The 26269-nt window shown below is 36.7% G+C and carries 22 protein-coding genes; 8 read left to right on the forward strand and 14 right to left on the reverse strand.

What is annotated here, in order from left to right; all coding sequences use genetic code 11:
- The first annotated feature begins 69 nt into the window (after positions 1–69).
- Positions 70–684, forward strand: coding sequence for a class I SAM-dependent methyltransferase (locus tag G9H65_RS01320; protein WP_166373555.1), 615 nt, complete (start codon positions 70–72; stop codon positions 682–684).
- A 197-nt stretch (positions 685–881) separates the two neighbouring features.
- Here G9H65_RS01320 and G9H65_RS01325 read toward each other — a convergent pair whose 3' ends face one another.
- From G9H65_RS01325 to G9H65_RS01340, 4 genes are all read right to left on the reverse strand, one after another.
- A complete protein-coding gene (locus tag G9H65_RS01325) occupies positions 882–2552 on the reverse strand; it encodes a bifunctional metallophosphatase/5'-nucleotidase (protein ID WP_166373556.1) in 1671 nt (556 codons plus the stop codon).
- A gap of 4 nt (positions 2553–2556) precedes the next feature.
- Entirely contained in the window at positions 2557–3606 is a 1050-nt protein-coding gene (locus G9H65_RS01330; protein WP_166373557.1) for a c-type cytochrome, read from the reverse strand.
- An 88-nt stretch (positions 3607–3694) separates the two neighbouring features.
- Complete coding sequence (locus tag G9H65_RS01335; RefSeq protein WP_166373558.1) at positions 3695–4360, reverse strand: DUF2202 domain-containing protein; 666 nt, start codon at positions 4358–4360, stop codon at positions 3695–3697.
- 394 nt (positions 4361–4754) lie between these two features.
- Positions 4755–5660 (reverse strand): alpha/beta hydrolase, encoded by a 906-nt coding sequence (locus tag G9H65_RS01340; RefSeq protein WP_235927431.1) that lies wholly within the window; start codon positions 5658–5660, stop codon positions 4755–4757.
- A 523-nt stretch (positions 5661–6183) separates the two neighbouring features.
- On the opposite strand from G9H65_RS01340, the gene G9H65_RS01345 reads away from it, so the two are divergent.
- A complete protein-coding gene (locus G9H65_RS01345; protein WP_166373560.1) occupies positions 6184–6984 on the forward strand; it encodes a cation transporter in 801 nt (266 codons plus the stop codon).
- A gap of 121 nt (positions 6985–7105) precedes the next feature.
- Here the strand turns inward: G9H65_RS01345 and G9H65_RS01350 are convergent, their stop codons facing one another.
- On the reverse strand, positions 7106–7699 hold the full coding sequence (locus G9H65_RS01350) for a DUF7010 family protein (RefSeq protein WP_205753211.1): 594 nt from the start codon (positions 7697–7699) through the stop codon (positions 7106–7108).
- A 304-nt stretch (positions 7700–8003) separates the two neighbouring features.
- On the opposite strand from G9H65_RS01350, the gene G9H65_RS01355 reads away from it, so the two are divergent.
- The 3 genes from G9H65_RS01355 (at position 8004) to bla (ending at position 12411) form a co-directional block, all read left to right on the forward strand.
- Positions 8004–10814: an outer membrane beta-barrel protein gene (locus tag G9H65_RS01355; RefSeq protein WP_166373561.1), complete on the forward strand. Its 2811-nt coding sequence runs from the start codon at positions 8004–8006 to the stop codon at positions 10812–10814.
- A 3-nt stretch (positions 10815–10817) separates the two neighbouring features.
- The gene (locus G9H65_RS01360) at positions 10818–11558 is read left to right on the forward strand and encodes a GLPGLI family protein (protein ID WP_166373562.1); all 741 of its coding nucleotides are present in this window, start codon (positions 10818–10820) and stop codon (positions 11556–11558) included.
- 103 nt (positions 11559–11661) lie between these two features.
- A complete protein-coding gene (gene bla, locus G9H65_RS01365) occupies positions 11662–12411 on the forward strand; it encodes a subclass B1 metallo-beta-lactamase (protein WP_166373563.1) in 750 nt (249 codons plus the stop codon).
- Positions 12412–12469: 58 nt separating this feature from the next.
- Here the strand turns inward: bla and G9H65_RS01370 are convergent, their stop codons facing one another.
- The gene (locus tag G9H65_RS01370) at positions 12470–13480 is read right to left on the reverse strand and encodes an NADP-dependent oxidoreductase (RefSeq protein WP_235927432.1); all 1011 of its coding nucleotides are present in this window, start codon (positions 13478–13480) and stop codon (positions 12470–12472) included.
- Entirely contained in the window at positions 13480–14244 is a 765-nt protein-coding gene (locus G9H65_RS01375; RefSeq protein ID WP_166373564.1) for an SDR family oxidoreductase, read from the reverse strand. Before G9H65_RS01375 ends, G9H65_RS01370 begins: the two co-directional genes overlap by 1 nt.
- A 66-nt stretch (positions 14245–14310) precedes the next feature.
- Between G9H65_RS01375 and G9H65_RS01380 the strand changes: the two genes are divergently transcribed.
- Entirely contained in the window at positions 14311–14760 is a 450-nt protein-coding gene (locus G9H65_RS01380; RefSeq protein ID WP_235927433.1) for a winged helix-turn-helix transcriptional regulator, read from the forward strand.
- 205 nt (positions 14761–14965) lie between these two features.
- Here G9H65_RS01380 and G9H65_RS01385 read toward each other — a convergent pair whose 3' ends face one another.
- The 7 genes from G9H65_RS01385 to G9H65_RS01415 all read right to left on the reverse strand — a co-directional run bounded on the left by G9H65_RS01385 (position 14966) and on the right by G9H65_RS01415 (position 24845).
- The gene (locus tag G9H65_RS01385; protein ID WP_166373565.1) at positions 14966–16114 is read right to left on the reverse strand and encodes an esterase; all 1149 of its coding nucleotides are present in this window, start codon (positions 16112–16114) and stop codon (positions 14966–14968) included.
- Between the two features lie 36 nt (positions 16115–16150).
- Positions 16151–17308, reverse strand: coding sequence for an esterase (locus G9H65_RS01390; RefSeq protein ID WP_166373566.1), 1158 nt, complete (start codon positions 17306–17308; stop codon positions 16151–16153).
- A gap of 421 nt (positions 17309–17729) precedes the next feature.
- Positions 17730–18338 (reverse strand): DUF2306 domain-containing protein, encoded by a 609-nt coding sequence (locus G9H65_RS01395; RefSeq protein WP_166373567.1) that lies wholly within the window; start codon positions 18336–18338, stop codon positions 17730–17732.
- A gap of 194 nt (positions 18339–18532) precedes the next feature.
- A complete protein-coding gene (locus tag G9H65_RS01400) occupies positions 18533–19666 on the reverse strand; it encodes a PepSY-associated TM helix domain-containing protein (RefSeq protein ID WP_166373568.1) in 1134 nt (377 codons plus the stop codon).
- 11 nt (positions 19667–19677) lie between these two features.
- Positions 19678–21828 carry a TonB-dependent siderophore receptor gene (locus G9H65_RS01405; RefSeq protein WP_166373569.1) on the reverse strand — a complete coding sequence of 717 codons (2151 nt, stop codon included), beginning with the start codon at positions 21826–21828 and terminating at the stop codon, positions 19678–19680.
- 420 nt (positions 21829–22248) lie between these two features.
- Entirely contained in the window at positions 22249–23946 is a 1698-nt protein-coding gene (locus G9H65_RS01410; RefSeq protein ID WP_166373570.1) for a GMC oxidoreductase, read from the reverse strand.
- 2 nt (positions 23947–23948) lie between these two features.
- Complete coding sequence (locus G9H65_RS01415; RefSeq protein ID WP_166373571.1) at positions 23949–24845, reverse strand: sugar phosphate isomerase/epimerase family protein; 897 nt, start codon at positions 24843–24845, stop codon at positions 23949–23951.
- A gap of 144 nt (positions 24846–24989) precedes the next feature.
- Between G9H65_RS01415 and G9H65_RS01420 the strand changes: the two genes are divergently transcribed.
- Positions 24990–25283, forward strand: a complete 294-nt coding sequence (locus G9H65_RS01420) for a hypothetical protein (RefSeq protein ID WP_166373572.1) — start codon at positions 24990–24992, stop codon at positions 25281–25283.
- Between the two features lie 121 nt (positions 25284–25404).
- The gene (locus tag G9H65_RS01425; protein ID WP_166373573.1) at positions 25405–26094 is read left to right on the forward strand and encodes a CPBP family intramembrane glutamic endopeptidase; all 690 of its coding nucleotides are present in this window, start codon (positions 25405–25407) and stop codon (positions 26092–26094) included.
- Positions 26095–26269 lie beyond the last annotated feature (175 nt).

The raw sequence follows: 26269 nt of genomic DNA on the forward strand, positions 1-26269 counted from the left end.
TTTTTATATTTATATCATAGAATGATTGAAGCCTCACTTTTAAACTGAACTTTTGACGAAATTTGTTTTATGATAGGAAACACAAAAGAGCATTGGGAAAAAATATTTTCAACTAAGAAGTCTAATGAAGTAAGTTGGACGCAAGAAGTGCCATCTATTTCCTTGGAGTTTATACAAAAATTTAAAATTAATAAGACTCCAAATATTATTGATATAGGGGGTGGCGATAGCAAGTTGGTTGATTTTTTATTAGCTGAAGGATATAGCAATATTTCGGTTTTAGATATATCAGAAGCCGCTATTCTCAGAGCCAAGGAAAGGTTGGGGAAAGATGCCAGTAAAGTAAAATGGATTGTGTCTGATATTTTGGATTTTAATCCAAATGAAAAGTATGATGTATGGCATGACAGGGCAGCATTTCACTTTCAAACGGAAATAGATAAAATTGAAAAATATTTGAATATTGTTAAAAATGCTGTAGATGGAATGGTCATCATTGGAACGTTTTCGGTTGATGGTCCGATAAAATGTAGTGGATTAGATATTAAACAATATGATGAAGCCGAAATGAAAGAAAAGTTTCAACAATCAGGTTTCAAAAATCTAGAATGCAAACGAGAAGACCATATTTCACCAGCTGGAGCAGTTCAAAACTTTGTTTTTTGCAGTTTCATTAAAAAGTAACTTTCTACAAATTTGCAATAAGTTCAACCCTTTATTTTCTAGATAGTTACATACTCCATCATCGCATTGTTTTGCATCTATCGACTCTAAAAGAATCGTTAATAATCAGCTTGTTACGCTAAAAATTGTAAGAGCCCTGTTTATTTAAACCAGATTTGTAACACAGGTAAAAAGCATTTTTTATGTATGATCTTCTATTACCTAAAGGTATAATCCACCCCCGTTACTTGGCTCAATAAAGACTGCGGACCATCCAGAATTTTAGCATCATGACGTAAGGTGGGCGTCACAGGTGAGAATTTAGCCAGATACTCTTTCATCATGCTATGTAGCGTATAAGCCGTATTCTTGGCTTCCTTTACACCTTTCATACGACAAAGCATATCTTCTGGGTCTCCGTCTCGTTCACAAGCACACAATACATATGATTTCTCAAGCTCTAAGGGCGCCCCTCCAATATTGACTTTTTGAACCCGATGCCCTACTCGCTCAAATGCTTTGAACTCAACTTGCATTCCCTTGAAACGAATAAACCATCCCCCAAAACGTAATGAAGCATCCTGAGCAAATACATTCTGCAATTCCTTTTCTAACCAATTCATGATTTGTTGGCCCGTTGCTTTCGCCGTCCGAATCGTGGAATCTACAGGTAACATATCATACAAATAGCCTTCTGTAATGGCTACTTTTCCATCCTTTCCAGGGACGCGTGGTGGACAAAATCGGAATCCATTGGACAAAACGACATCGGCATTTACCTTCCATTTTAAGGCATCAACAATGAGCGTATCAATCGTATTTTCAACGACAAAATTTCGATACAATGGCAAGGTGCTATAACCTAACACTTTGTCTATTTCAGATTTAAATGGGCTTTCTAACTCTTTTACTAAGTTTACAATCTCTTTTTTAGCAGGATATTTATTAGGATCTACTTCGACTAATTCATAAGTAGAACCAGTGACTTTTCCATCTTTGACCTGAATATCTAATTTCCCAATAAATGATCCAAAAGCTCCAGGCTCAACAATTTTCGTATACTCTGCTTGAATGGGTTTACGTACCCGCTCATGGGTATCCGCACCAAAAATATAATCAACACCCACACAATGCGGGTTATTTCCTAAGGCAATTTGTTGGGAAAGACCTAAGTGAGAGAGAATAATGACAAAGTCGCATTGCTCCTGCTCTCGTAAAAGCGTTACATATTCTTGTAGATTTTCTTCCGGTTTAGTGTATAGAATACCCTTACTATACATGGGTGATTGACGAAGCGGGACTAAAGGATCTGTATAACCCAAGAAGCCAATTTTAACGCCTAAACGGTGCATGATTTGATAGGGCTGAAAGATCAATTCCCCCTTCTTGCCATTTCCTAAATCATGGTACATATTGGCACAAATTTTGGGAGCTAAAAGTCCGCCCAAAAGCTTTTGCATATTTTTCTTATAATAAACCACTTCCCAGTTACCGGGCAAGTATAGATCATAATTCATTGCATTTAACAAGGGAACAAAAGCCTGTCCTGTCGTTTTCACGGAAAGCATCGAGCCTTGGAACATGTCCCCAGTATCAAGTGTAATCGTATTCTCAGGATTTACTTGCTTCATGCGATCTAAGGCGGTGGCCATGTGCGCATAACCACCCGCTTTTCTGAAAACGAGCTCTTCTTTCTCCCAAAACAATTCATCATGTGCATGCAATTGACAATGCACGTCCGTTGTTTGTAAAATAGTTATTTGACCCGAACTCGGCTTTGCTGGAGTGGAATATTTCTTAGTTTCTTTTGCTTCCGAAGAAGCTAGAGGAGATAAGGCCGCTACACTGGAAAGTAGTCCGCCTTGTAAAAATTTTCTTCTAGAGTTCATCGGTTTAGCTTTTTGATTTTTTGTGTTTCTTAATCCATTCCTTGATCGGTTTATATGGACCATATTTATGTTGAGATTCTGGGAATGGATCTACATAAGGGCCAAATGGGTGATCAAACGGCTTACCTGAAATATCTGGCCAATCTTTGGATAAATCTTTTCCTGGTCTTGGCATCGAATTCACATAAGCTGCCACATCCCAAGCCTCTTCATCACTTAATTGCGGTTTTTCGTAAGTCGCTCCTAATGGCATATTGTATTTCACATAGCCCGCAAAGTTCGACATACGGAAGAGGCCTGCACCATGATTATAACTATGGGATCCCCAAAGCGGTGGATAAGTATAGGAATGACCACCTTCAGCTAATACGCCGCCGCCATCTGCTTGGTGACAAGACTGGCATTTGGCTGCATAAACTTCTGCCCCTTTTACAGGGTCAATCGCTCTTTTTAAGCCTTTTAATTTAAAAATTCCTGAGCCTTTGGGTGCAATTCCTTTCTCAACATCTGTTCCTAGCCACTTGATATAGGATAAAATAGCCCGCATTTCTTTGCTTTCAGTAGCTAATGCTTGTCCATTAAGGCTTCGCTCAAAACAGTCATTCACTCGCTTCACTTGATCTTCAACAGTTCCCGAACGGGCTCTAAATTTTGGATAGGTAGATTGTACGGCAAAATAATTATTACCCCATGGCTGGGTTCCCGCCTGTAAGTGGCAATTCTGGCAATTCATCCCATTCGATAGGGCCCTAACAGACCCCTTGGGACCTAAATATTCGGAGGTATGGGCTATTAATTCTTTTCCGTATGACACCAATTCTTTTTCCTCAGGTGCTAAATACATCATTCGCCATTCTGAAGGGGCTGTCCATACATGTGTAAAATTAGAATCAGGTTGTATATAAACAGCCGTTGAATCAGAAGAAGCACTTTTTTGGGAGTCAAACGAGTTATAGGCCAAGTAGGAAAATAGTCCCACAAGAGCAATGAGTATAGTATAGAGAAATACGGAAATAAAATTAGTTCCCCGATTTGACGAATTTGATGTAGCCATAATTTAAATTATCTCTGCGAATTTAGTCTTATTTCAGTATTACAATCTAACATTGATCTCGTTGAGACCATACTAGTTCATTTTTCAATTAAAATTTCTCCATCTCAGAATTGACAATGGCATCAAATTCTATTTGAGAAATGTAAATAGGAGAATAGGACCCATTCGCTTTTTTAATGTTTTTATAAAAAGACCGCAGGTGATTTCTGCTACCCTTATTTAAAAAATCATAGACAATTCTCACATCTTGATTATTTGTAAGGGCCAATGATTTATTCAAATCATGAATATCCAATTCTTCAATCAGAGCACCTACTTGATAAGCGGATAATACAGAAGTATTTCCTTGACTAACTAATTGATTATATAATGCCTGCAATGTAGAATCTTTGAATATCCCTCGTGGATTCGTATCCATTGGATCCACTAATCCGTATTTTCTTATAATCGTTAACATGGCCTCCATATGACTTAATTCACTATTGGGGATGTTTTGAAAGATATTGACGCCATATTTATCAAACATGGTTTTATACACATCATAAGCTAATTTTTCCTCCTCTCGGATAAATAGAATGCGTGCAAGTTCTGCCTCTTCCAAGGGTTCTTTGGGTGTTGCCGTCACCGATTGTTGAATCGTAGCTAGGCTCACCGTCAAATTACCTTGCTGATCATCTATTGGCCCATTTTTTTCACAACTAGCTAAGCTTAAAAATAAACTAAGAAAAAACAGGGTACTCAAGAAGTTTCTCATGGGAATGATATGTTAGTATTCCTCAAAGTTCATACTTCAATTCATCAATCGGCGTGACTAAACACACGACATCCCAATTGGGACAAGAATGGCATGCTAGGTTGCGACAATTCGGTAATATGTTTAGCTTTTTTTGATATACAAGATGCTTAGAAATTATGCCAAGAATGAAAATATGAACAAAACACTAAGAACACTAAAAGGCCTCCCTGATTTTTGGGTAATTAAACTCCTATCCAAAAGGTAAGAAAAAGGTATTTCGTCCCATAGCTACTGTTTTAGCAGTTTCAAAAATGTAAGTATTCTAATTTGACATTTTTACATATCAAATCCCCTATCATTTCTATGTTAAATAGGTCGATTTTCCGTTGGATTAATTTTTGTTGGAGATGTCTTATTCCTCTTTTTTAGGGATAAGAAATTTATTTACATCTAACCAATGCATAAATGCCTCAAACCAGCGATTGCTTGTTCTATTTGGATTTCCTAAACCAAATCCATGTCCACCATTTTGGTATAGATGAAATTCTACTGGTCGACCAGCTTTAAACCAAGAATCAATGACTCCAAATTGGGATTTAAATAAAAAATCATCTGAGGCGATGACATTAAACATGGGAGGAGCATTTTCAGGTACATTCACGGGACCCATGCCTCCATAAATTGGTCCAATAAAAGCAAGTTTCATTGTTTTGGAATGTAACGTTGCATGCATAGTTAACCCAGCTCCAGCAGAAAAACCAATCATTCCAATACGATTTGGATCAACTCCCCATTCCTTGGAGTTTTTAATAATCAAAGCATAGGCTGCTTCAGCATCTTCAAGCTGATTTGACAGATCCATTTGAACAGGTGGAGTGGGAGAATTACTTTTTGAAACGTCATCCGGTTTTTGTGGTGCCGGACGCGGACGGTTCATCCAGGCCGTAAAATCTGTCAAAGATTCTGGCGTAGGAAACAACCTGTATTTTAAAACAAAAGCCGTTATTCCTTTTTTAGCAAGAGCTTCGGCTACTTCCCATCCCTCATTGCCCATAGAAAGCCATCGGTAACCTCCTCCAGGAGCAACAATGACAGTAGCGCCATTTGCCTTTCCTTTTTCAGGAAAGAAGGGCGTTAAGGTAGCTTTAGAAATATTTCTTGCCATTGGGTCTCCCCATTGGCGAAACCAAGTCTCTGGTGCGGGTTGATCTTTCACGGAACCTGTGCCTAAGGGAATGGCATTGGGTTCTTTTGGAGCTTCAAGTGGATAAATAGTGCCATCTTGTGCCATCGTATTCAACGCGAAGCATTGAAGCATAAGTACAATAAGAATTTTGTCAATTTTTAGCATGATATCTCACCTTTTAGTTTAGCAATGGAGTTTTTTCCAAATAGTTTAAAGTACTTGAATATATAAATTTTTCTACTTCTTTTATAATTATTGGCAGACAAATTCTTTTTGTGGAAATACTTGAATGCCTAAAGTGGCATATAACATGATACATAATTGAGGAAATATGTAAAGTATTTGATAGGCCAAAATAAAAACAGAAAGGAAAGTTGACTCCTTGATTTTTTAGAGAGTCACCAACTGAATCAAAACCTTATCGATGCATTTTTTGAAGCACAAGAGAGCAAACAAAATTCAGCAGAAGCATGGAACTTTTGGTTAAAAAACGATCTTTTTTTCTTTATGTCAAGAATGTGCTACTATGCTACATGAGAGAATTGTTTAATTTGGAGAATATTCCAGAAATTTCGCAAGAGGCAATATATGGAATGAATGGAAAGGCTTATTCGAGCCGGAATTGGTGTAGTAGATTTTAACTTGAAATATTCGCATGTTACAAAAAACGACGTTTAAAATATCAAAAATGGACTGCCCATCAGAGGAACAAATGATTCGGATGAAACTTGCCGATTTGATAACCATTAATTCCTTGGACTTTGATATTTCAAACAGACAATTAACCGTATTTCATACCGATGGATACGACCAAATCTTTCAGCGTCTTGACGAATTAAAATTTGATACCTCACTTATAAACAGTATTTCAATCAATAGTAACGAAAAAATCAACAATACGGCAGAAAGCGAAAAGAAGCTGCTTTGGCAAGTTTTAGGTATCAATTTTTTCTTTTTTGGACTTGAATTTGCGATGGGATTTTTAGCCAATTCCATGGGATTGGTAGCCGATAGTCTGGATATGTTGGCGGATAGTATTGTATACGGACTTGCACTTTTTGCGGTGGGCGGAACCTTGGTATTTAAAAAAAATATCGCGAAAGTAGCAGGGTATTTTCAGGGGATCTTGGCCATTTTTGGTTTTGTAGAAGTTATTAGAAGATTTGTGGGAATTGAAGAGATGCCCGTTTTTCATATCATGATAAGCATTTCAATTTTAGCACTTTTCGGTAATGGATTATGTTTGTATTTGCTTCAAAAAAGCAAAAGTAAAGAAGCTCATATGCAAGCAAGTATGATATTTACCTCCAATGATGTGATTGTGAATCTTGGAGTCATTGTTGCTGGCGTACTGGTTTACTTGACTAATTCAAAATACCCGGACCTATTTGTTGGGATAATTGTATTTTTTATGGTGGGAAGGGGAGCTCTCAAAATATTGAATCTATCGAAATAAGTCCTGGCGAAAGAGCTTCTGCTGTCTATTCAGATCATGATTCATGTAATTCATAGATCTTTTTAACCAAAGCTTGGCGGTGTTTTAATTTTAATAGCGAAAAAGTAATGATTAGGCTGTTTTATTTTGTCTGATTGCTTTTTTTGTTTTCATTTTGAAATGATATCAACATAAAAAGTCCAAATGAAATTTCAATACAAGAGCCTGTCAACAAAGAGCCCAAAGCTGGGACTTTTAATTTAAATAATAGGAGGGCCGAAATGCCTAATATAGCACCCAAAATCCAATAAATCTTTTTGCCATAGATGGTGGCAAAAGTTAGATATCTACCGCCAATAATTAATAGCATTGCCTGAAAAAACCACTCTTTTTGTTGCATGGAAAGTCCCAATGCAAGAGGTAAACACATCATCATCAGGATTGTCCCTTCCATGGCTAAATTACCCAAAGGATTACTTTTTGTATGTGCCCCACTTAGTCCAATGGACTTACAAAAGAGTATACTTAAAGGATAAATGAACATACCGCCGATAAAAAGTGTCCAAATACCTGTATGGGGAGAATATTGATATGTAATACTTGCGGCAGTTAGCCAAATTAGTCCTGATACAATGACACCCATAGCACCATTTGCATAAGCTTGACACATATCAAATTGAGCTTTTTTGATTGTGTCATCCATAATTTCAAAGTCGTTAGTTAATTTTTTTATCATGTTAAGATTTGGATTAAGTAGAATATTCTTTTTTCAGCTATCATGTTGATTGCCTACTAACAATTCTTGTTCTTTTGGATTAGAAATACTAACCCGTGATCTACTTGGTGCAGATGTGACCTGCGATTTTAATCAAATACTTCAGCATTTTATCAATGGAATCCCAAAAATTGATGTTAGCCATTCAAATTTTCTTTTATTAGTTGATGAATTTAGGGTTATTGGTTTGTCGGAAACCATTCATCATTTTATGTACTTTAATTTTTTTTATAATAGGTACTTTTGGCAAAAGCCTAAAACCTACATGTTTAAATCATTCATTCTTAGTATCATTCTACTATCTAGTTTTGTCTCAATTGGTCAAAATCGCATCCAAGTTCATGGAAAATTAGTAGATACAAGTGGTCACCCTTTGTCGCAGGCAACGGTGATGCTATTGCTACCCAAAGACTCCTCTTTAGTAAATTTTGGTCGTGCTAATGATCAAGGTTTTTTTGAATTCAAGAGTGTAAAGCGCCAGCCTTATATATTGAAAGCCTCTTATGTGAGTTATGTTCCCTTGCAAGTAGATGTGAAGCCGGATCAAGAAGCGATATTAGACTTAGGTGCTTTGATGATGAAGCCTATTTCTAAGGAATTGTTTGAAGTCGTGGTAAGAACAGCGAAAGCACCCTTAAGTATTCGGGGAGATACCATAGAATACAATGCGGCCTCATTTAAGGTACCACCAGGAGCAACGGTGGAGGACTTGTTAAGAAAGCTTCCAGGAATGGAGATTGAGGCAGATGGAAGTATTCGGGCACAAGGCCAATCTGTAAAAAAAGTGACGGTAGATGGGCGTAGTTTTTTTGGATCGGATCCGAAATTAGCGACTAAAAATATTTCCGCGGATGCGATTCAAAAGGTTCAAGTATTTAATGGGAAAACAGAGGCGGCTAAAGTGACGGGTATTGACGATGGGAAAAAGGAGAAGACGATTAATTTGGAGTTAAAGGAGAGCCACAAGAAGGGAGGATTTGGTAAAATTACGGGAGGTATTGCGACCGAAGGAAGAAAAGAGATAAAGGGGAATTATAATAAATTTGATGCCAAAAACCAGCTTTCTTTGATTGGCTTAGGTAATAATACGAATCAAACAGGGATGTCTTTTGATGATTACCAAGATTTTAGAGGTAGTCAAGCTTTTTCTTGGGGAAACGAGGCAGATTTTGGTTTTTCAGGAAACGGACGTTACTTCACTTTTGATGATGGAGACGATCAAATGGGGATTCCCATAGGTGGCAGACGGGATGGTTTTTCAAAAAATTATTCGGGAGGAGCCAATTACAATTATGATACCAAAAAGACCAAATTCAGTTCGAATTACTACTTTAATCAGTCCGAACGTTTCATTGATAAAATCTCAAGTACCCAACGCTTTTTTCAAGAAAAAACTCAAAATTCAGCAGATACCACTAGCCAAATAACGTTCTCGGGAAATCATCGCATGAGCATGCGCTATGAGAAATCAATCGACACGCTGAATACGCTTATTTTAATAAGTAATGGTAAAATATCTTATGGAAATGCGGATCAAAACAGTCGAATTTTCCAACAATTATTAGTTCAAAATAACCTTTATCCCCGCCAAACAAAATTGGCAAACGGAAGTGGACAGCAATCTTTTTCCTTACAAAATACAGCCATATTTAGGCATAAATTTGCTAAGAATGGACGTAGTTTTTCAGCGAGTGCTGGGTATAATTATGCTAATTCGGATGGTACGTCTACCCAAAAATCGCTCAGCCAATTCTTACATGCAACAACGCTTCGGGATTCGATTCAGGCGATTGATCAATTGACCAATAACTTCTCTAATAAAACTCAAATTAAGTCAAGCCTCTTTTTTGTAGAGCCTTTGTCCAAGGCATTTTTTTGGGAATCATTTTTTAATACGAGTTTCCAAAGTAATCGTTTAAATCGCGACCTTTCAGATCGTAGCACTAGCGGAGCAGAAATTAGAAATGACAGTTTAAGCCGATATTATGATAATAACTTAACTTACAATCGACTAGGATCTAGCCTTCGTTATTCAAAGGACGGAGTAAATGTAACGGTTGGCTTAGCCGCTCAGCAGTTCAATCTTACAGGCGATTTTAGAAACTCTGCTACTGCACCTAATTTAGCGGCTATTGATTTAAATTATTTTGCTTGGATTCCTAAAGTGGGCGTTGACTTAGAATTAAAGAACAATCGTTATTTATTTTTTTCATATGATAAATCAGTTCAGGAGCCAAGTATTAGGGATTTACAACCTATCGTTGACAATAGCAATCCCTTGTTTTTACGGGTAGGTAATCCGAATTTATTGCCGAGCCTTAATCACTCCCTTAGCTCTGGATTTAACTTATTCGATGCCGCTAATTTCCTAAACTTATATACAAATCTTTCCTACAATTACAATGTAAATCAAGTGATATATAGCCAAAGTATCAATTCGAATGGTGTTGTATTAACGAAACCTTTTAACATTTCTGGCGGAGAGAGTTATGTGGGTTATTTCGGTTTCGGTTTTCCATTGAAAAAAACGGTTAGTACGATGAATATTAACGCGGATTTTAATTTGGCAAAAAATCCACTCTTTTTGAATGATGTTTTGTCTAATACCAATACGAATGCAGGTAGTTTTGGGGCACGAATTTCTTTCACCCCCAGTGATCGGATCACATTTTATATGAATGCTAGATTCGGTTTGAACAATACAAGCTACGATAAATCAGCTTTGCCAGAGCAAACCATTCGCAACAATCAGTTTGGTTCTGAATTGACAGTTAATTTTGGGAAGAACACCTTTTTGTCTTATAATTTAGATTACAAAGTGTATGAAAATAAGACAAGAGGTTTGTACCAAGAAATGCCTATTTTGAATGTTTCGGTTTTCAAATATTTAGGGAAGACTCAAAAATCCGAGATTCGATTGACCGTGTATGATGTATTTAAAAAGAACCTGGGGGTGAATCAATTTGCTTTTCAAAACTTTGTGAGTTTTGAAAAAACCCAAACGCTTTCCCAATATGTCATGTTGAGTTATACCTACAATATGCGAGGATTAAATTCACCCATTCGTAAAAGATAATATATGAAGCAATTAGGAATTTTAATGATATTGATTTCTTTTTCATCCTTCTCTCAAGATGGTAAAAAGGAAGGAATGGTTCAATACGAACGGACGACTTTTTGGGCCAATATTGTAACTCGATTAACATATTTAAGTGCTGAGGAAAAGGATCGTGTTAAGTTGACATGGGGAAGCTCAGATGAAGGCTGGAAACAAAAAATGACCTTGGCGTTTAATGAAAACCAAAGCTTGTACATGCAAGGAGAGGAAAATGCGGAGCAGGGCTGGTCTGGCCGAAAAGAGACTTTTTTCTTAACGAAGAATTTTGCTACTGAACATTCTACGGACTATATTGATTTACTTGGAAAGACTTATGTGGTCGACGACTCTTTACACGCGCCCAACTGGAAAATCTTGAACCAAATTAAAGAAGTGGCAGGTTATATTTGTATGAAAGCGGTGACGGTAGATACCGTGAAAAAGCAAACAATTACGGCTTGGTTTGCGCAAGACATTCCTGTTCAAGCAGGCCCAGAGCGCTATTTTGGACTTCCTGGTTTAATCTTGGAATTGGATATTAATGATGGAGACGTGACAATTATTGCAAGTAAAGTTGAATTTAAAAAATTAACCAACGAGTTCAATTTGAAGAAAATAAAAGGCAAGAAAATCTCGGATGCAGAATACAATAAAATCATTGCTGATTTCATTAAAGAATCCATCAAAGGATTTCGAAATCCCTATTGGGGCCTGAGGTATTAATGCGAAATGTCGTTTAATTTGTAGATTACAATTCACGTTTATAAATAGTGTGGTCTAAATTTTCAAAATTGGTGGACACAATATTTAGAGTAATTATCTATTCATGAAATATATATTTTTTGCTTTACTTTTCTGTGGAAATTTACACGCACAAAATCCCGCAGCTTCAGAATCATTTAGGCCACTTGAAGTATATCATTCTGATGATTTAACAATCATTCAAATTGCTGAGAATGCATTTGTCCACACCTCTTTTCTACAAACGAATGATTTTGGGAAAGTTCCTTGTAATGGCATGATCATACGGGATTCTAAAGAAGTGGTGGTGTTTGATACTCCAACCAATAACAAAGCGGCTGATGCCTTAATTCAATACATTCAGGAGAAACTTCAATGTAAGATAAATGCCATTATCCCCACCCATTTTCATGATGATTGTTTAGGCGGCTTAGCATCTTTTCATGAGAAAAAAATTCCTTCCTATGGGAATTTTAGTACGATTGAATTAACGGTAGCAAATCAAGTTATTTCTCCACAAAATGGATTTAAAGATTCCCAAAATTTGAAGCTTGGAAATACATTTACCACGGTTACTTTTTTTGGAGAAGGACATACCAAGGATAATGTGGTAGGGTACTTTCCCAAAGAAAAAATACTCTTTGGGGGTTGTTTAATAAAAGAATTAGAAGCCACAAAAGGGTATTTGGGTGATGCGAATGTAGGAGCTTGGTCTAGTACGGTGGAGAAAATAAAACAGACTTATCCTGATGTTCGACTCGTTATTCCAGGGCATGGAAAAACAGGCGGAAGAGAACTTCTGGATTATACCATTCAATTATTTAAAACACCGTAGTTGCAATTGATAGCTTTTAACACGGTTACGGCAATTTTATGTGACTCAATCCAGAAAGTTAAAGGACTTTTACCACCACTTTTCCTTTTGTTCGTCCACTGGAAACATAGTCCATCGCTTCATTTACTTGGTCAAATGAAAATACTTGATCTACCACAGGACGTATAACTCCTGACTCAATCAAATTTCCAATTTCTGCCAATTGTTGGCCACTGGCTTTCATGAATAAAAAGGAATAATCAACCTGTCGTTTCCTTGCCTGATTTCTGATTTTATTGCTTATTAAAAATATAATCAGTTTAAATATCCAGGATAGATTGAGCTCCTTTGCATAAGCGGGATCGGGTGGCCCTGAAATGGAAATGACTTTACCACCTGGTTTTAATATTCGTAGCGATTTTTCTAATGTTTTGTCGTCTTGGCTATTCAGAACCACATCGTAGTCTTGGAGGACCGTTTCGAAATCTTGTGTTTTATAATCAATCACAACATCTGCCCCTAAACCTTTCACTAAGTCAAAATTAGCGACACTGGTGCTAGTAGCTACCAGGGCACCCAAATGTTTCGCCAATTGAATAGCAATGGTTCCTACACCACCTGACCCAGCTTGGATAAAGATTTTTTGTCCTTTTTTTAGATGGGCTTTTTCAATGATTGCTTGCCAAGCGGTTAATGCCACCAAGGGAAAAGAAGCGGCTTCTTCAAAAGAAATATCTTTGGGTTTTAAAGCTATATCATTTTCATGGACTGAAATAAATTCAGCAAAAGTTCCAATGTGAAAATCGGCAGGACGGCCAAAAACTTCATCACCTACTTTGAAAAGACTAACTTTGGGTCCGATTTCAGTAATGGTTCCTGCAAAATCATGGCCTAAAATCAATGGAAATTGGTAAGGCATGAATAGTTTAAATTCCCCATGTTTAAGTTTAAAATCTAAGGGATTAATACTTGAAGCATGTATTTGAATTATTACTTCATGGTCTTTCGCTTTGGGCTGAGGAACTTCAGCCAATTGAAGTTTATCTTCTTTGTTGTAACGATTAATGATATACGCTTTCATCTGGGTCATTATTTTAAAAATTTTTCTGTATCACTTGGATTGACTAAAGCAAATGCCAATTTTGGGAATAATCGATTCAGTAAATACATCGTGCCAGTATATCCCATTCGGATCGTGTATTGGTCTTTTTGTAAACCTAAAATAAGTCCTTTAATGAGTTTTTCTGGGCTCATTTTTTGGATTTTTCTATGTGCAATTAATTCAGTTTCTACCGCTGGAGGTAATAGTTCAAAAACTTTAATGGGGCTTTTTATGATCCGTAAATGTTCTCTTAGTGACTTGGTATAAAATCCTAATGCTGCCTTTGTGGCGGAATAGGTGGCTTCTAACAAAGAAGGTACGTAACTCAGTACGGAAGTTGTATTGATAATGGCACCTTCTTTTCTTGAATTCAACATCGTCATAAATAGATTATTTAGTCGAATGACACCAATGTAGTTGATGTCCATCTCATAAGCGGCTCCTTGTACATGTTTATTGCTGGCAATGCCTAAATTAGAGGGCATAACTCCAACTCCTGCATTGTTATATAATATATCAATTCCTCCCAATAATTCAATTTGATTGTAAAGTGCTAGGGCATCTTCTTCCTTTGCGACATCACTTTGAAATGTAATAATGCTTGGATAAAGTTTTTTTGCCGTATCTAATTTAGCTTGATTTCTTCCTGTAATAATGACATTTGCTCCCAATTCTAGGAATTGCTTAGTGGCTTCAAGTCCAATACCAGCACTACCTCCAGTAATCAAAATCGTTTTATTTTTTAAGTTCATGTTGTCTTTGATTTATAAATCATATAATTTCACTTTCGAATTGCAAGTGCAAAGCTAATAAAACACTTGCAAATCGCAAGTAATATTTATAAATTATTTATGAAAAACAGTAAAAAAAGGTCAGATTGTCCAATAAGTAGTTCACTTGATATTTGGGGAGATAAATGGTCCTTGATTATCGTTCGAGATTTAATGTTTGCTAAGCAATGCACATATGGTGACTTGCTAAAATCGGAAGAAAAAATAGCGACAAACATTTTGGCCTCTCGGCTACAATCCCTGGAAGAAAATGGAATAATTAGTAAATCAGACCATCCGGATAGTAAAGCAAAATTCTTATATAAACTGACGCAAAAAGGAATAGATCTACTACCCTTGATGGTCGAAATTAATTTGTGGGCTGATAAGTATTATGAACTACCAGCCAAACGAAAGGAAGAGTTGAAAGAAGTAAAAAAAGACAAGGAACAATACATTAAAACAGCGCTTTCTAACTTGAAACAAGTGATTAGTTAATATTATTTCTGAAAGGCAGACTATGGTTTTATGGCTCGTCCTATTTGTATCGATGATAAAGTTTCTTCATATGCTGAATAATAATGAAACCTCCCTATTCATATAGGACTATTTGAGGAGAACGTATTCAAAATGATTTTAAAAGTTTGACCAAATACGATTTAAACACCTAATCCACATGTGTGTGTAGATTAGGTGTGTGTATTTATTTGAATAGCTGAGGAGCAAATGTATTAAGATAGATTCTCCAATTAGACCAGGTATGTCCTCCAGAATTCACAAAAAAGGTATGTTTAAGTCCATTTTCTGTTAAGGTTTTATCTAATAATCTAGCGGGCTCAATTAAGAAGTCGCTGTCGCCACAGGCCAAGAAGTACAGTTTGTAACCCGCTTTTTTCAAATTTTGAAATTGAAGGTTGTAGTCAGCCTTTGCTTTCTCATCTGCGATTCTAATTCCATTACTTAATGGACAGATGTAACTAAAAAAACCAGGATTCAAATTGCTAACTCGGATCGTATGGCCAGCACCCATAGAAAGTCCTGCTATGGCTCTGGATTTTGGGTTGGCGATGACTTTATAATTCGTTTCGATGTAGGGAACGATGTCTTTTACTATACTATTCACATACAAGTCCGCAAATTTTGGATCATTACGATCAAAGGCTTTTTCGGGTAACATGGAAGTTTTGGCGGCTTGTTGGCCAGGGTTTCCATTAGGCATGACAACCAACATCGGTTTAGCTAAACCTTTCTCAATTAAATTGTCCATAATTTGACGGGTGCGACCCATGGTGCTCCAAGCATCTTCATCTCCTCCTGCTCCATGCAATAGGTAAAGTACGGGATATTTCTCTTTGCTTGATTCATATCCGAAAGGAGTATACACAAACATTCTTCGGTTAACCCCTATAGTAGGAGAATCATACCAAACTTGCGACAAATTACCTCGTTGATTTGCTTCAAAATAATTAGCTGCTAAATCCCCAGGAATGAGCAATACACTTAAATACCGAGTACCATCACGTTGCATGAGTATGTTGGTGGCATCTGTTACCGCTAGGCCATCGACGATAAAATGGTAGGTATATAATTCTGATTTTGGTTTGGGAATACTGACAGACCAAAGGCCCAACTTATCTTTTTTCATTAAAATTGATTGGGAAGGTTTTTCCATCCAAGAGCCATATAATTTAACCGTATCGGCATATGGATTTGATATCCTAAAAATCACCTCTTTCTCTTTTATTTCTGGGGAAATGATGGGTTTTTGTCCAGCAAAATTGGCTAGCTCTTGTGCATAAGAAGCTATAACGAGGAATAGTAATAGGAATGAAAGTATGTATTTCTTGTTCATGTTATCAATGTTTAAATGTGTCCAGTTGGATTCAATTTATTTGAAAAGTAATTGACCAAATGTATTTAAATAGATTCTCCAATTAGCCCAGGTATGCCCACCAGGGGAAACAAAAAAGGTATGCTCTATGCCATTTTTGCTTAGAGAGGCCTCGGTTGTTTTCGCTATTTCCCAAAGGAAATCTTCATTTCCACAAGCAAACCAATACAATTTATAACCTGCTTTTTTTACTCCTTGAAGTTTAGATTCAAATTCTGGTGTAATAGTTCGAACCCCAATACTAAGTGGACAGATGTAATTGAAAGTTCCTGGGAATTCATTGCTAACACTGATGGTATGAGCTCCACCCATGGAGAGTCCAGCTACTGCCCTTGAATCGGCGTTAGAAATAGCTTTGTAATTCTTTTCTACATAAGGAATGATGTCTTTTACTATACTAGTAATGTATAAATTTTGAAAAGCGGGATCATTGCGATCATATAATTTTTCATCCAATAACAACGTTTTGGCGGCCTTCTGGCCAGGATTCCCATTTGGCATAACACAAATCATAGGAACGGCTAATTTCTTTTCAATTAAATTATCTAGTATTTGAACAGCCCTTCCCATCGTGCTCCATGCATCTTCATCTCCGCCGCCACCATGTAGTAAATAGAGGACAGGGTAGTTTTGATTGGATGTTTCATAACCATAGGGAGTATATACATACATGTGTCTGTTGCTACCAATAGTAGGAGAATCATACCAGACTTTCTTCAAATTACCTCGTTGATTTGCCTCAAAATAATTACTTGTAGTTTTTCCAGGAACCAATAAAACACTTAAATAGCGAACGCCATCACGCTGTAAAAAGATATTATTTACATCATTGACTGTCATGCCATCTACTATGAAATGATAGGTATATAACTCGGGAGAAGGAGTTGGAATTTTCACGGTCCAAGTTCCCACCGAGTCTTTCAGCATGTTCGTTGAAGAATCAAAGCTTTTCATCCATGAGCCATAAAGCCTGACCAATTTTGCTTTGGGAGCAGAAATACGAAATGTGACCGTTTTTTCTCCAATTTCTGGAGAGACGATGACCGCTCTTCTGACATTTGCCATTTCTTGTGCCTGTGAGGTAAAAACAGTGATAGACAAGCAAGTAAGTAAGGCAATGGAATACATGGTAATAAATCGGACTTTTGTTTTCATGATGTATGGTTATTTTGATTTATGACTATTAATAGAGAAAATATAATTTTTAATTTACGAATTATTTTGGAGTATGGGTTTCCATTCATGTATTTAGTGGGAATTCTTTCATGAAATCAGCAGGGTAGTTCTTTTTAAAAATGCGTTTAGCATAGTCAAAAATTCGTTCTTATAGGTTTAAAAGTAAGCGCGAATTAAAAAAAATGCACTTATAGAGATTTCCTGAAATCGGAAGAAAAAATAGCGACTCCATGATGGACTTCACTCTTGCAAACCACAGAGAAATTGGGATTGAATCTATGGATGAAGGAAATTAATTTATGGACAGATGTTAATAGGGCCTTTCTTACGAAATGAAGGAAGATTTGATAGGAAAATTAATGAGGAAGCTCTCATTATTGAGGGCTTCCTCTTATTATAATTAAATGATTTGGAGTGAGGTGTCTTTTTTTATAATTAACAATGCAATAAGCAGGTTTGGAACCCAACAAAGCCAAGCTAAATAGGGATAGAATAATTCAAAAGGCAAACCTATGGCAAAGCCAATTCCAAGTCCAATTCGTAATGTGACGGCAGCAAAAGTAAGAGAGAAGTTGACGACCATCCAATTTTTATGTGCTTGAATCTTTTTACGAACAATGGAAGAATAGGCATAAAATCCAGAAGTAATCCATAATATGGCCAATAGGAAAAACCCTAGATGAGAAACCATTCCCCCAAAGGAAAATTGTGCCATATATAATCCAGAAAAACCACCAAGGAAGACACAGAGTAAATAGACTTTACCTAATTTTCGATGTACCTGAATATGATTCAATCGAAATTTTTCATTGAATTGAAATGGGCCTAAAATTAATGCGACAATGGACGGAAATATATGAGCATAAATCCCTAGTGCATGCGCATTGAAATTGACTTTCATGGATGGGTGAACTGCGTTTCCTAGTTCAAGAAAAGCGTATGCGAAAAAAGCATATATCCCAATTAATGCAGAAGAAATATAGATGAGAGATTTAACTACTTTATTCATGAGGTCTTGACATAGAAACTCTTTAACAATTTTTTGAATCAACGACTTTATGAGCTCTAGCTCTTTTTAGATCGAGTATGGATTTATGTAATACTAAATAAGCATAGCTCAACACATGCGCCGAGAACTAATTTAATCCCGAAAATATACGGAATTACATCCTATTCATCCATCAAATGAAACTAATTTTATGATTAAATAATGTGAGGATATGACACAACACGAGATTTTTTTCGCCATTTGCCATACCAAATTAAGCTACCTGAAATAGGTAAGGACGCAATCAGTAAACTCATGATACAGGCAAGGATTTTTCCTGTTATACCCAATGCCGAACCTACATGTATATCATAATTTAAGCGCAATAGTTTGTCAGCAGCATGCACATCTCGGTAGTGCCCCCAAATGTGATTTACTCGGATCTCTTTCAGTGAAAACTGATTATAATAGACATAATCTGCCTTCCAGTAAGTGTCATAACTTGGATTTATGACGACCGAGATACTTGAACTATCTGATTCTGGAGGATGTAATTCTATTTGCGCAAAATTTATTCGAGAAGAATCATATTGTTGATAAATAGCGTCTAATGGTTCTTTTGATATAGGTTTTATATATCGAGAAACAGGCTCTACATAGATGAGGCTTTTTTCACCTCCAATAGCTTTATGATACCACATGGCAAAATTTGGCATGACCCATACTAATCCCGTTATGATAAAAATAATAGAAAAGGAGAGGGAGTAAAAGCCTATGATACCATGTATATCCCAATTTTTTCTTTTCCATTTGGTATTTTCTTTCCATTTGAACCAAATCCGCTTTTTGAGAATGTGCCAGTTTTTAGGAAGCCATAATATAAAGCCACTTAAAACGATGATGGAAAATAGTAGAGTAACTAGTAGCACGACTACCCGCCCCACCTCTTGAGGAAGCCATAAATACATATGACCTTTTAGTATGAAGGGGAAAAAACCCGCTTCCATATTTTGTGTATGCAGCACCTTTCCAGAGTAGGGATTGATGTACATGATGTAATAGTAGAAAGGATCTCGATGGTAGAATGTTACCTCTATCGAATGATTGTCTTGGTAATATTTAATTGAATGGACATTTTTACCAGGCAGTTTTTTATGAGCAATTTGTTGAATTTCACTTGGTAGTAGAATCCTTTTGTTTTCTTTTAATACCAATCGATATTCGTCAGTAAAATCCTGAATTTCTTTTTGAAATGCATACAAGCAACCCGTTATGGATATGATAAATACCAATAGCCCGGTTATTAAACCGAGCCAAAGGTGGAGTTTGCGGAAATATTTTTTGATCACCTCTAAATGGATTAGAATTTATAATTGAATCCAAGAGAAACAGATCTCAATCGCTGAGGAGTAACCGTGCTCCATCCGGCATAATACTTCGTATTGGCCAGGTTATCTACTTTCAAATTGATACTATACTGGTTGATTGTATAAGCTAATGAGGCATTGAAAATGGTATAGCTAGGTAAGGTAAAACTACCAATATTTGCACGGTTCAAAGTGTTGAATTCACTGGCATAATTAGCACCTAAGCCTAAGCTTATTCCTTTTAATGTTGAATTTTGAACACGATAAATAGCCCAAAAGTTAAATAGATTGGCAGGTCCGGCTTCTTCTGTTCTCAAGCCTAAATACCCACCGTTTGGCGTATCTTTTTTCACTTCATTTTCATTGTGACTATAGCCTGTAATGATACTTAGGCCTTCAATCGGGCTTGTAACCATACTCAGTTCAAAACCTTTGCTCTCAACCTCACCTCCTTGAATGGTGTTGTTGATATTATTGGGGTCAGACATGGATTTATTGGAAACCAGGATATTGTAATAACTAGCAGTTAGCGCAATTTTGTCTTTGTACAAATTCGTTTTGACTCCTATCTCCCATTGATTGGCATGTTCAGGAGTAAGAATTTTAAGGGTGGGATTATTGCCATTTACATCAGCGACTTCTACCGGACTCAGATTTTTAAAACCATTCATGTAATTACCAAAAAAGGAAACCTTATTTAGTATTGGCTGGTAAACAATCCCAAATTTTGGAGAGAAAGTGGTTTGAGATGTTAATTGATCTGAACTCCAAATGGATGGATTTCCTTGGAAATTGTCTAGACGTAAGCTTAACATTGCCGAAAATTTCGGAGAGAAATGGATTACATCAGATACATAAGCACTCACGATTTTAGTTTCAGCGATGGAATTCCCTTCTGCTGAATTAATCAGTAGTTGATCCGTTCCTTGCGTTGTTAATTTGCCGTTATCGCTTTGGTTAACTAAGGATACGACACCATTGGCCACCCAGCCAGTGCTGTAATTTTCAACTTGGCTGTTTAGGTAATCGATTCCTAGCAATACATTGTTTTTGAAAGTACCCAGGTTGAAATGGCCAACAAAATTTTGTTGTATATCTACCGTATTGGTTTCACCATCGCGTTTTGAAATAAAACGGGTAAATTCATTTCCATTCGAAGAATCCCATAGGTACTGGTAATAGCCGTTGGTTTTGGTATGACTTCTTGATAGAATCGTTTGTGAGGTCCAGTTATTGGAAAGTTTATATAAAGCCTGCGACTGAATGCTGAAACTTGGGTTTTTCATGCTTAGGCTATTTGACGTATATGATTTCTCGTAATTTTTTTCAAATAGATCCATGGTCTTGAATGATAATGCCGCGTATCTGCTCAGGAAAATCATGGGGGCATTGGCTGCCTCGGCATTTTTAAATTCAGTATTGAAAAGGAAAGTCAATTTTTTGCTGGCGTTTATTTTTATACTTGGGGCCAAGTAAAATACTTTATTGAAGCCGGCATCTTGGAAGCTTTTTACGTATTGATTAGCCACATTTAAACGAGCGAAAATTTTATCACCAAGTGGGATATTGATGTCGGCCGTGAAGCGGTTCAGTCCGTAACTTCCAGATATATATCCTATTTCTCCCCCAAATCTTTCATATGGTTTCTTGGATACAATATTGATCAATCCTCCATAAGCAATCAGGCTACCACCATACAAAGTGCCCGATGGCCCTTTAATCACTTCAATACTTTCAATATTTGCGGGATCAACTGTTCCGTTTGAAATATTGGGCATACCATTCATCATAGTAGGTTGTAGGGCAAAGCCCCTCATGCTATAAAACTCAGCACCATCTCCACCTCTTCCTGTGCTTTCCCATAATCGAGTAATACCTGTTGCATTTTTTAATGCATCATGTAGATTGGTGACGAGTTGGTCTTTCAATATATTTTTTGAAATGGTATTATAGACTTGAGGATTTTTCATGTCCTTCATGGGCATTTTAGATATGGAAATACTGGTATCAATCTTATAATCATTTCGGTATGCAGTTACTGTAACCTCCGATAATTCTTTGACAAAAGTGGTATCACTTTGAATTCTCTGAGCAAATGTTGTGATGCTCATTAGCATCAATGGAAATAGGGTATACTTTTTCATGTTTTTATTTAGACTAATTATAAATAAGGACAAATATAGGGAGCGAAACCTCTAAAGCAATGCCTTATTTAGAATTATTTTAAATAAGAGGCGTCTTAGTCCTTGAAATGGAAATCGCTGATAGATTTTAATCTTAAAAAAATTGATATTCCAGAAGGTAATTGAGCCTATATTTCAGCTAAAAAAACCCCTATTTGAAAGGATTTAAATTTTGCCAACTAGTCAAAATATAGTTTTTGAGTCTAAAGGGAAGGGAAATATGAAGGGAGAGGTTTCTCCAATCAAAATGAAATAGGGATGAATATTAATACGTAATATGCTAGAAACAGAAAATTAGTCCGAGCTTCGGACCTAATCTCCCAAAGCGAAATTTTCTTGAGTAAAAATTAGAGGATACAAGGTTTTGGTAAGGGAATATGTTTATAAATTCTGCCTCTTTTTTTCACGAATTGCATAATCGACGGCCCTAGCAGTAAGTGCCATGTAGGTGAGGGATGGGTTTTGAGTGGAGGTTGATGTCATACAAGATCCATCGGTGACAAATACATTTTTACAATGATGCATTTGGTTAAAAGCATTTAACATAGAGGTCTTGGGATCTTTTCCCATGCGCACTCCTCCCATTTCATGGTTTTCATTTCCAGGTACGCGTTTCGTGTCGATGGGCTGTATATTTTTGAATCCTGCAGCTTCATACATGTCAGTAAATTGCTCATGAAAATCCTTTAGCATCTTCTCATCATTATCGTCATATGCCACCGATACTCTTAGTTGGGGTATCCCATATTTATCTTTAAATTGTTTATCTAGACGAACAGTAGAATGTGCCTTGGGAATAGTTTCCCCCATCATTCCCACGTTGATATGCCAATTTCCAAGTTTTTGAGTTAATAAAGATTGTTTTAACGATTCTCCAACAAGGTCATGGGTGTTTTCCACAATTCTGCTGGCCGATAGGTTACTGGCATAACCTCTCAAGAAATCTGTTTCTTGTTTATACACATTTCTAAATCGTGGGATATACCCAGAAGTGGGTCTTTTACCCGCTGTTTTATAATCCAAATCCCCATCATATTCTGCCGTAATTCTACCTCGATAACTATGAAAAGCCATGTGTGTACCCAATATTCCAGAATCATTACCAAGTCCGTTGGGAAAACGAGAAGAAATGGAATTCAATAAGATTAAATTAGTGGCCAAAGGAGAAGCATTTACAAAAATAACAGAGGCAAAATATTCTTCCATTTCATGAGTTAATGCATTGACCACTCGAACGCCGATGGCTTTGTTTTTATGCTCATCAAAAATGATGGAATGAGCAATAGCATGTGTTTTTAGGGTTAAATTTCCTGTCTTATATGCCGCAGGTAATGTGGCAGAATTACTACTAAAATATCCCCCATAAGGGCATCCTCGTTCACAAAGTGTTCGGTTTTGGCATTGGCTTCTACCAACTGATTGGTGGATTTTGTCAGCCTGACTTAAATTGGCTGTGCGTGCAATAATGACATGCCGATCAGGATACTTATTTTTCACTACTTGCCCAAAATGTTTTTCAACACAGGAAAGGTCATAAGGCTTTATAAAATCACCATCTGGTAAGGTTTCCAAACCGTCTTTGTTGCCAGATATCCCCACAAATTTTTCCACATAACTGTACCACGGAGCGATATCTTGATAACGAATAGGCCAGTCGACCGCAAATCCATCTCGAGCTGGACCGGTAAAATCAAAATCACTCCAACGCTGGGTATGTCGGCCCCATAACAGCGATCTGCCGCCCACATGATAAGCCCGAATCCAATCATAGGGCTTTTCTTGAATGTAAGCCTGTTCTTCGTCTTTCGTTAAAAAATGAGAAGTGGCTTCGGTGAAAATAAAATTTTTACTAGCAATTTTGTATTCATTTTTAACCTCTAATGGAACTTGACCACCATGTGGAAAATTCCATGGATTGTGCATGGCAGTCGGGTAATCGCTCACATGTTTTACGTCTCTACCTCGATCCAGCAGAAGTGTTTTCAGGCCTTTTTCCGTGAGTTCTTTGGCTGACCACCCTCCACTTATGCCAGAACCAATGACGATAGCATCAAACGTATTTTTATCCTTCAAACTCATTTTTATTGCCAATATGTTGAAAAGTTTTTAGAAAAATGTGGAATGGCAATTTCTGGATCCTGTATCTCAGGATGCCAAAGTTTTTCCCATTCAAAGCTATAATAGCCAGGATATCCTCCTGCTTTTAGCGCATGAAGGGCTTCACCAAGGGGTGCGTTTCCTTCTCCTATGAGCGTGTATTTTTCGCCTCTATCGGATACAATTGCGTCTTTTATGTGTGTGTGTAAAATATACTTTTTCAATTGGGCATAAACCTGAGCTGGGGGCTCTTTCGTAATTGACCACATATTAAAGAAGTCCCAAACTAGTCCTACATGAGCATGGTTTGTTTCTTGCATGATATGTAGGAGCAAGTCACTTTTTATAACCTTTCCATGAGACTCCAAAAGCACTTTTACCCCAGATGATTTAGCAAAATCCCCTAAGTCAATCAATGATTGAATGATGGCATTCACGGTTTCTTTTTCTGATTGATCTTTAGGGAGGTCATTGGGGAAAACCCGAATAAATGGGCAGGATAAATGACTTGCAAGATCAATGTATTTTTTTGCCTCATCCATATTGCTTTGCCTTTTTATAGGGTCTAAAAAATGCATATTGGCAGATGAACCTAAATTAATAATTTTCAAACCAGCATCTCTTACTTGCCTCCGAGTGGAAGAAATAGTTGAAGGGGAAAATAGGGGATTAGCCGGAAGATCTAAATCTCCTTTAATACCTCTAATTTCAATTCCTGAATATTGATTTTCTGTAGCGTGTTGAATCACCTGCGAAAAATTCCAAGTGGGACAGCCTAATGTTGAAAAGGACAAAAGAGCTTTGTTAGGCTTAATAAATTGTAAAGCGGATAGGCCAAAAAGCCCCGAGCTTTGTTTTAAAAATTCACGCCGGTTATTCATTTGTTTCCCTTGATATGACATTGAAAGTAATAAAATTATTGTTATTCCCTGCCATGTAATGACATCATGTGTCAGAACGAAGCATGCGAATCAGATTTGATCAAATTTTTGTTTTAAATTGAATTTGTAAACGGAATATATGTTATGAATGACATTACATCATTTGAAGAAACGTTAAAGCTTTCATCTCCTCCTTCTAATCTTGGTCCTATCTTGAAGAGTCTTTGGTATGATGCCAAAGGGGATTGGGACAGTGCGCATGCGCAAGTAGATCAATTAAATGACCGTGATTCTGCCTGGGTGCATGCTTATTTACATCGCAAAGAAGGGGATATTTGGAATGCTGATTATTGGTATGGAAGGGCTAAGAAAAATCGACCGAATGGGACTTTAGAAGAAGAGTGGAAGAAGCTGTTGGAGCATTTTTTAACTATATGAGTCATTAAAATTAGAAAGAATGCAGTTTTCTACTTTCTAAGCAAGATAATTCGCTATTTGTATACGTGATTTGGTAGCTTTTTTTGGGAGGGTAAATTTACAATTGATAAAAAAAGAGACTATGGCTGGCTTATTTGTTGAGTTGCTTCTTTCTTGGATATTGCTTTGGTTCTTTGACAAAAGCCATCTTAATGCCTTAGGAATATTACCATCTTCACAGCGATTCTTTGATCTAATCTTTGGACTCATTTGCTCTTTCCTGGTAGCAGGTTTTGGTTTGTATATGGTGGTTTATATATCAAAATCCAGCATGGGTATTAACCCTAATTTTACTTCTAGCCATTTTTTTGATCGACTCTTATGGATGTTTAATTCGGTGGTCTATGAAGAGCTGATTTTTAGAGGAGCGTTGTTGTATATCGCAATTAGCAAGTTGGGGATTTATAAAGCCTGTTTAATATCTTCTGTTGCCTTTGGAATCTATCATTGGTTTACATTTGGGGCTTGGGGAAATATTCTTCAAATGGCTTATGTGTTTATTTTGACAGGATTTGCAGGAGCCATATTTGCTTTTTCTTTTGCTTATTCAAGATCCATGTGGTTGGCTATTGGACTACATCTAGGATGGAATGTTGTCTCTAATATCGTGTTTTCTCAGGGACAATCAGAAGATCAATTGTTGATTATCCGCGGGGGACAAAAAATAGGAAATATGTGGTCATGGGTATATTTTTTATACCAAATTGCTATTTTACCTATTCCTGTTTTTTATTATTTAAAGCAAAGTATAAAAAAGAGGCATGATGATTGAAGAAAGACTAATTAAATGAGCTGATTTACAGTCCAATTTTTATTTCATTCTGTCAGTATAGATTCTTTCAAATCAAGTATTCTGCTACGTAGATGACTATGTGTTCATTCAATGCCGATCATTTGAAAAGTACAATTTCAAGAAAATGTATAAATTTTTTTAATGATATACATAA

The sequence above is a fragment of the Aquirufa ecclesiirivi genome, assembly GCF_011250515.1.
GTDB lineage: Bacteria > Bacteroidota > Bacteroidia > Cytophagales > Spirosomataceae > Aquirufa > Aquirufa ecclesiirivi.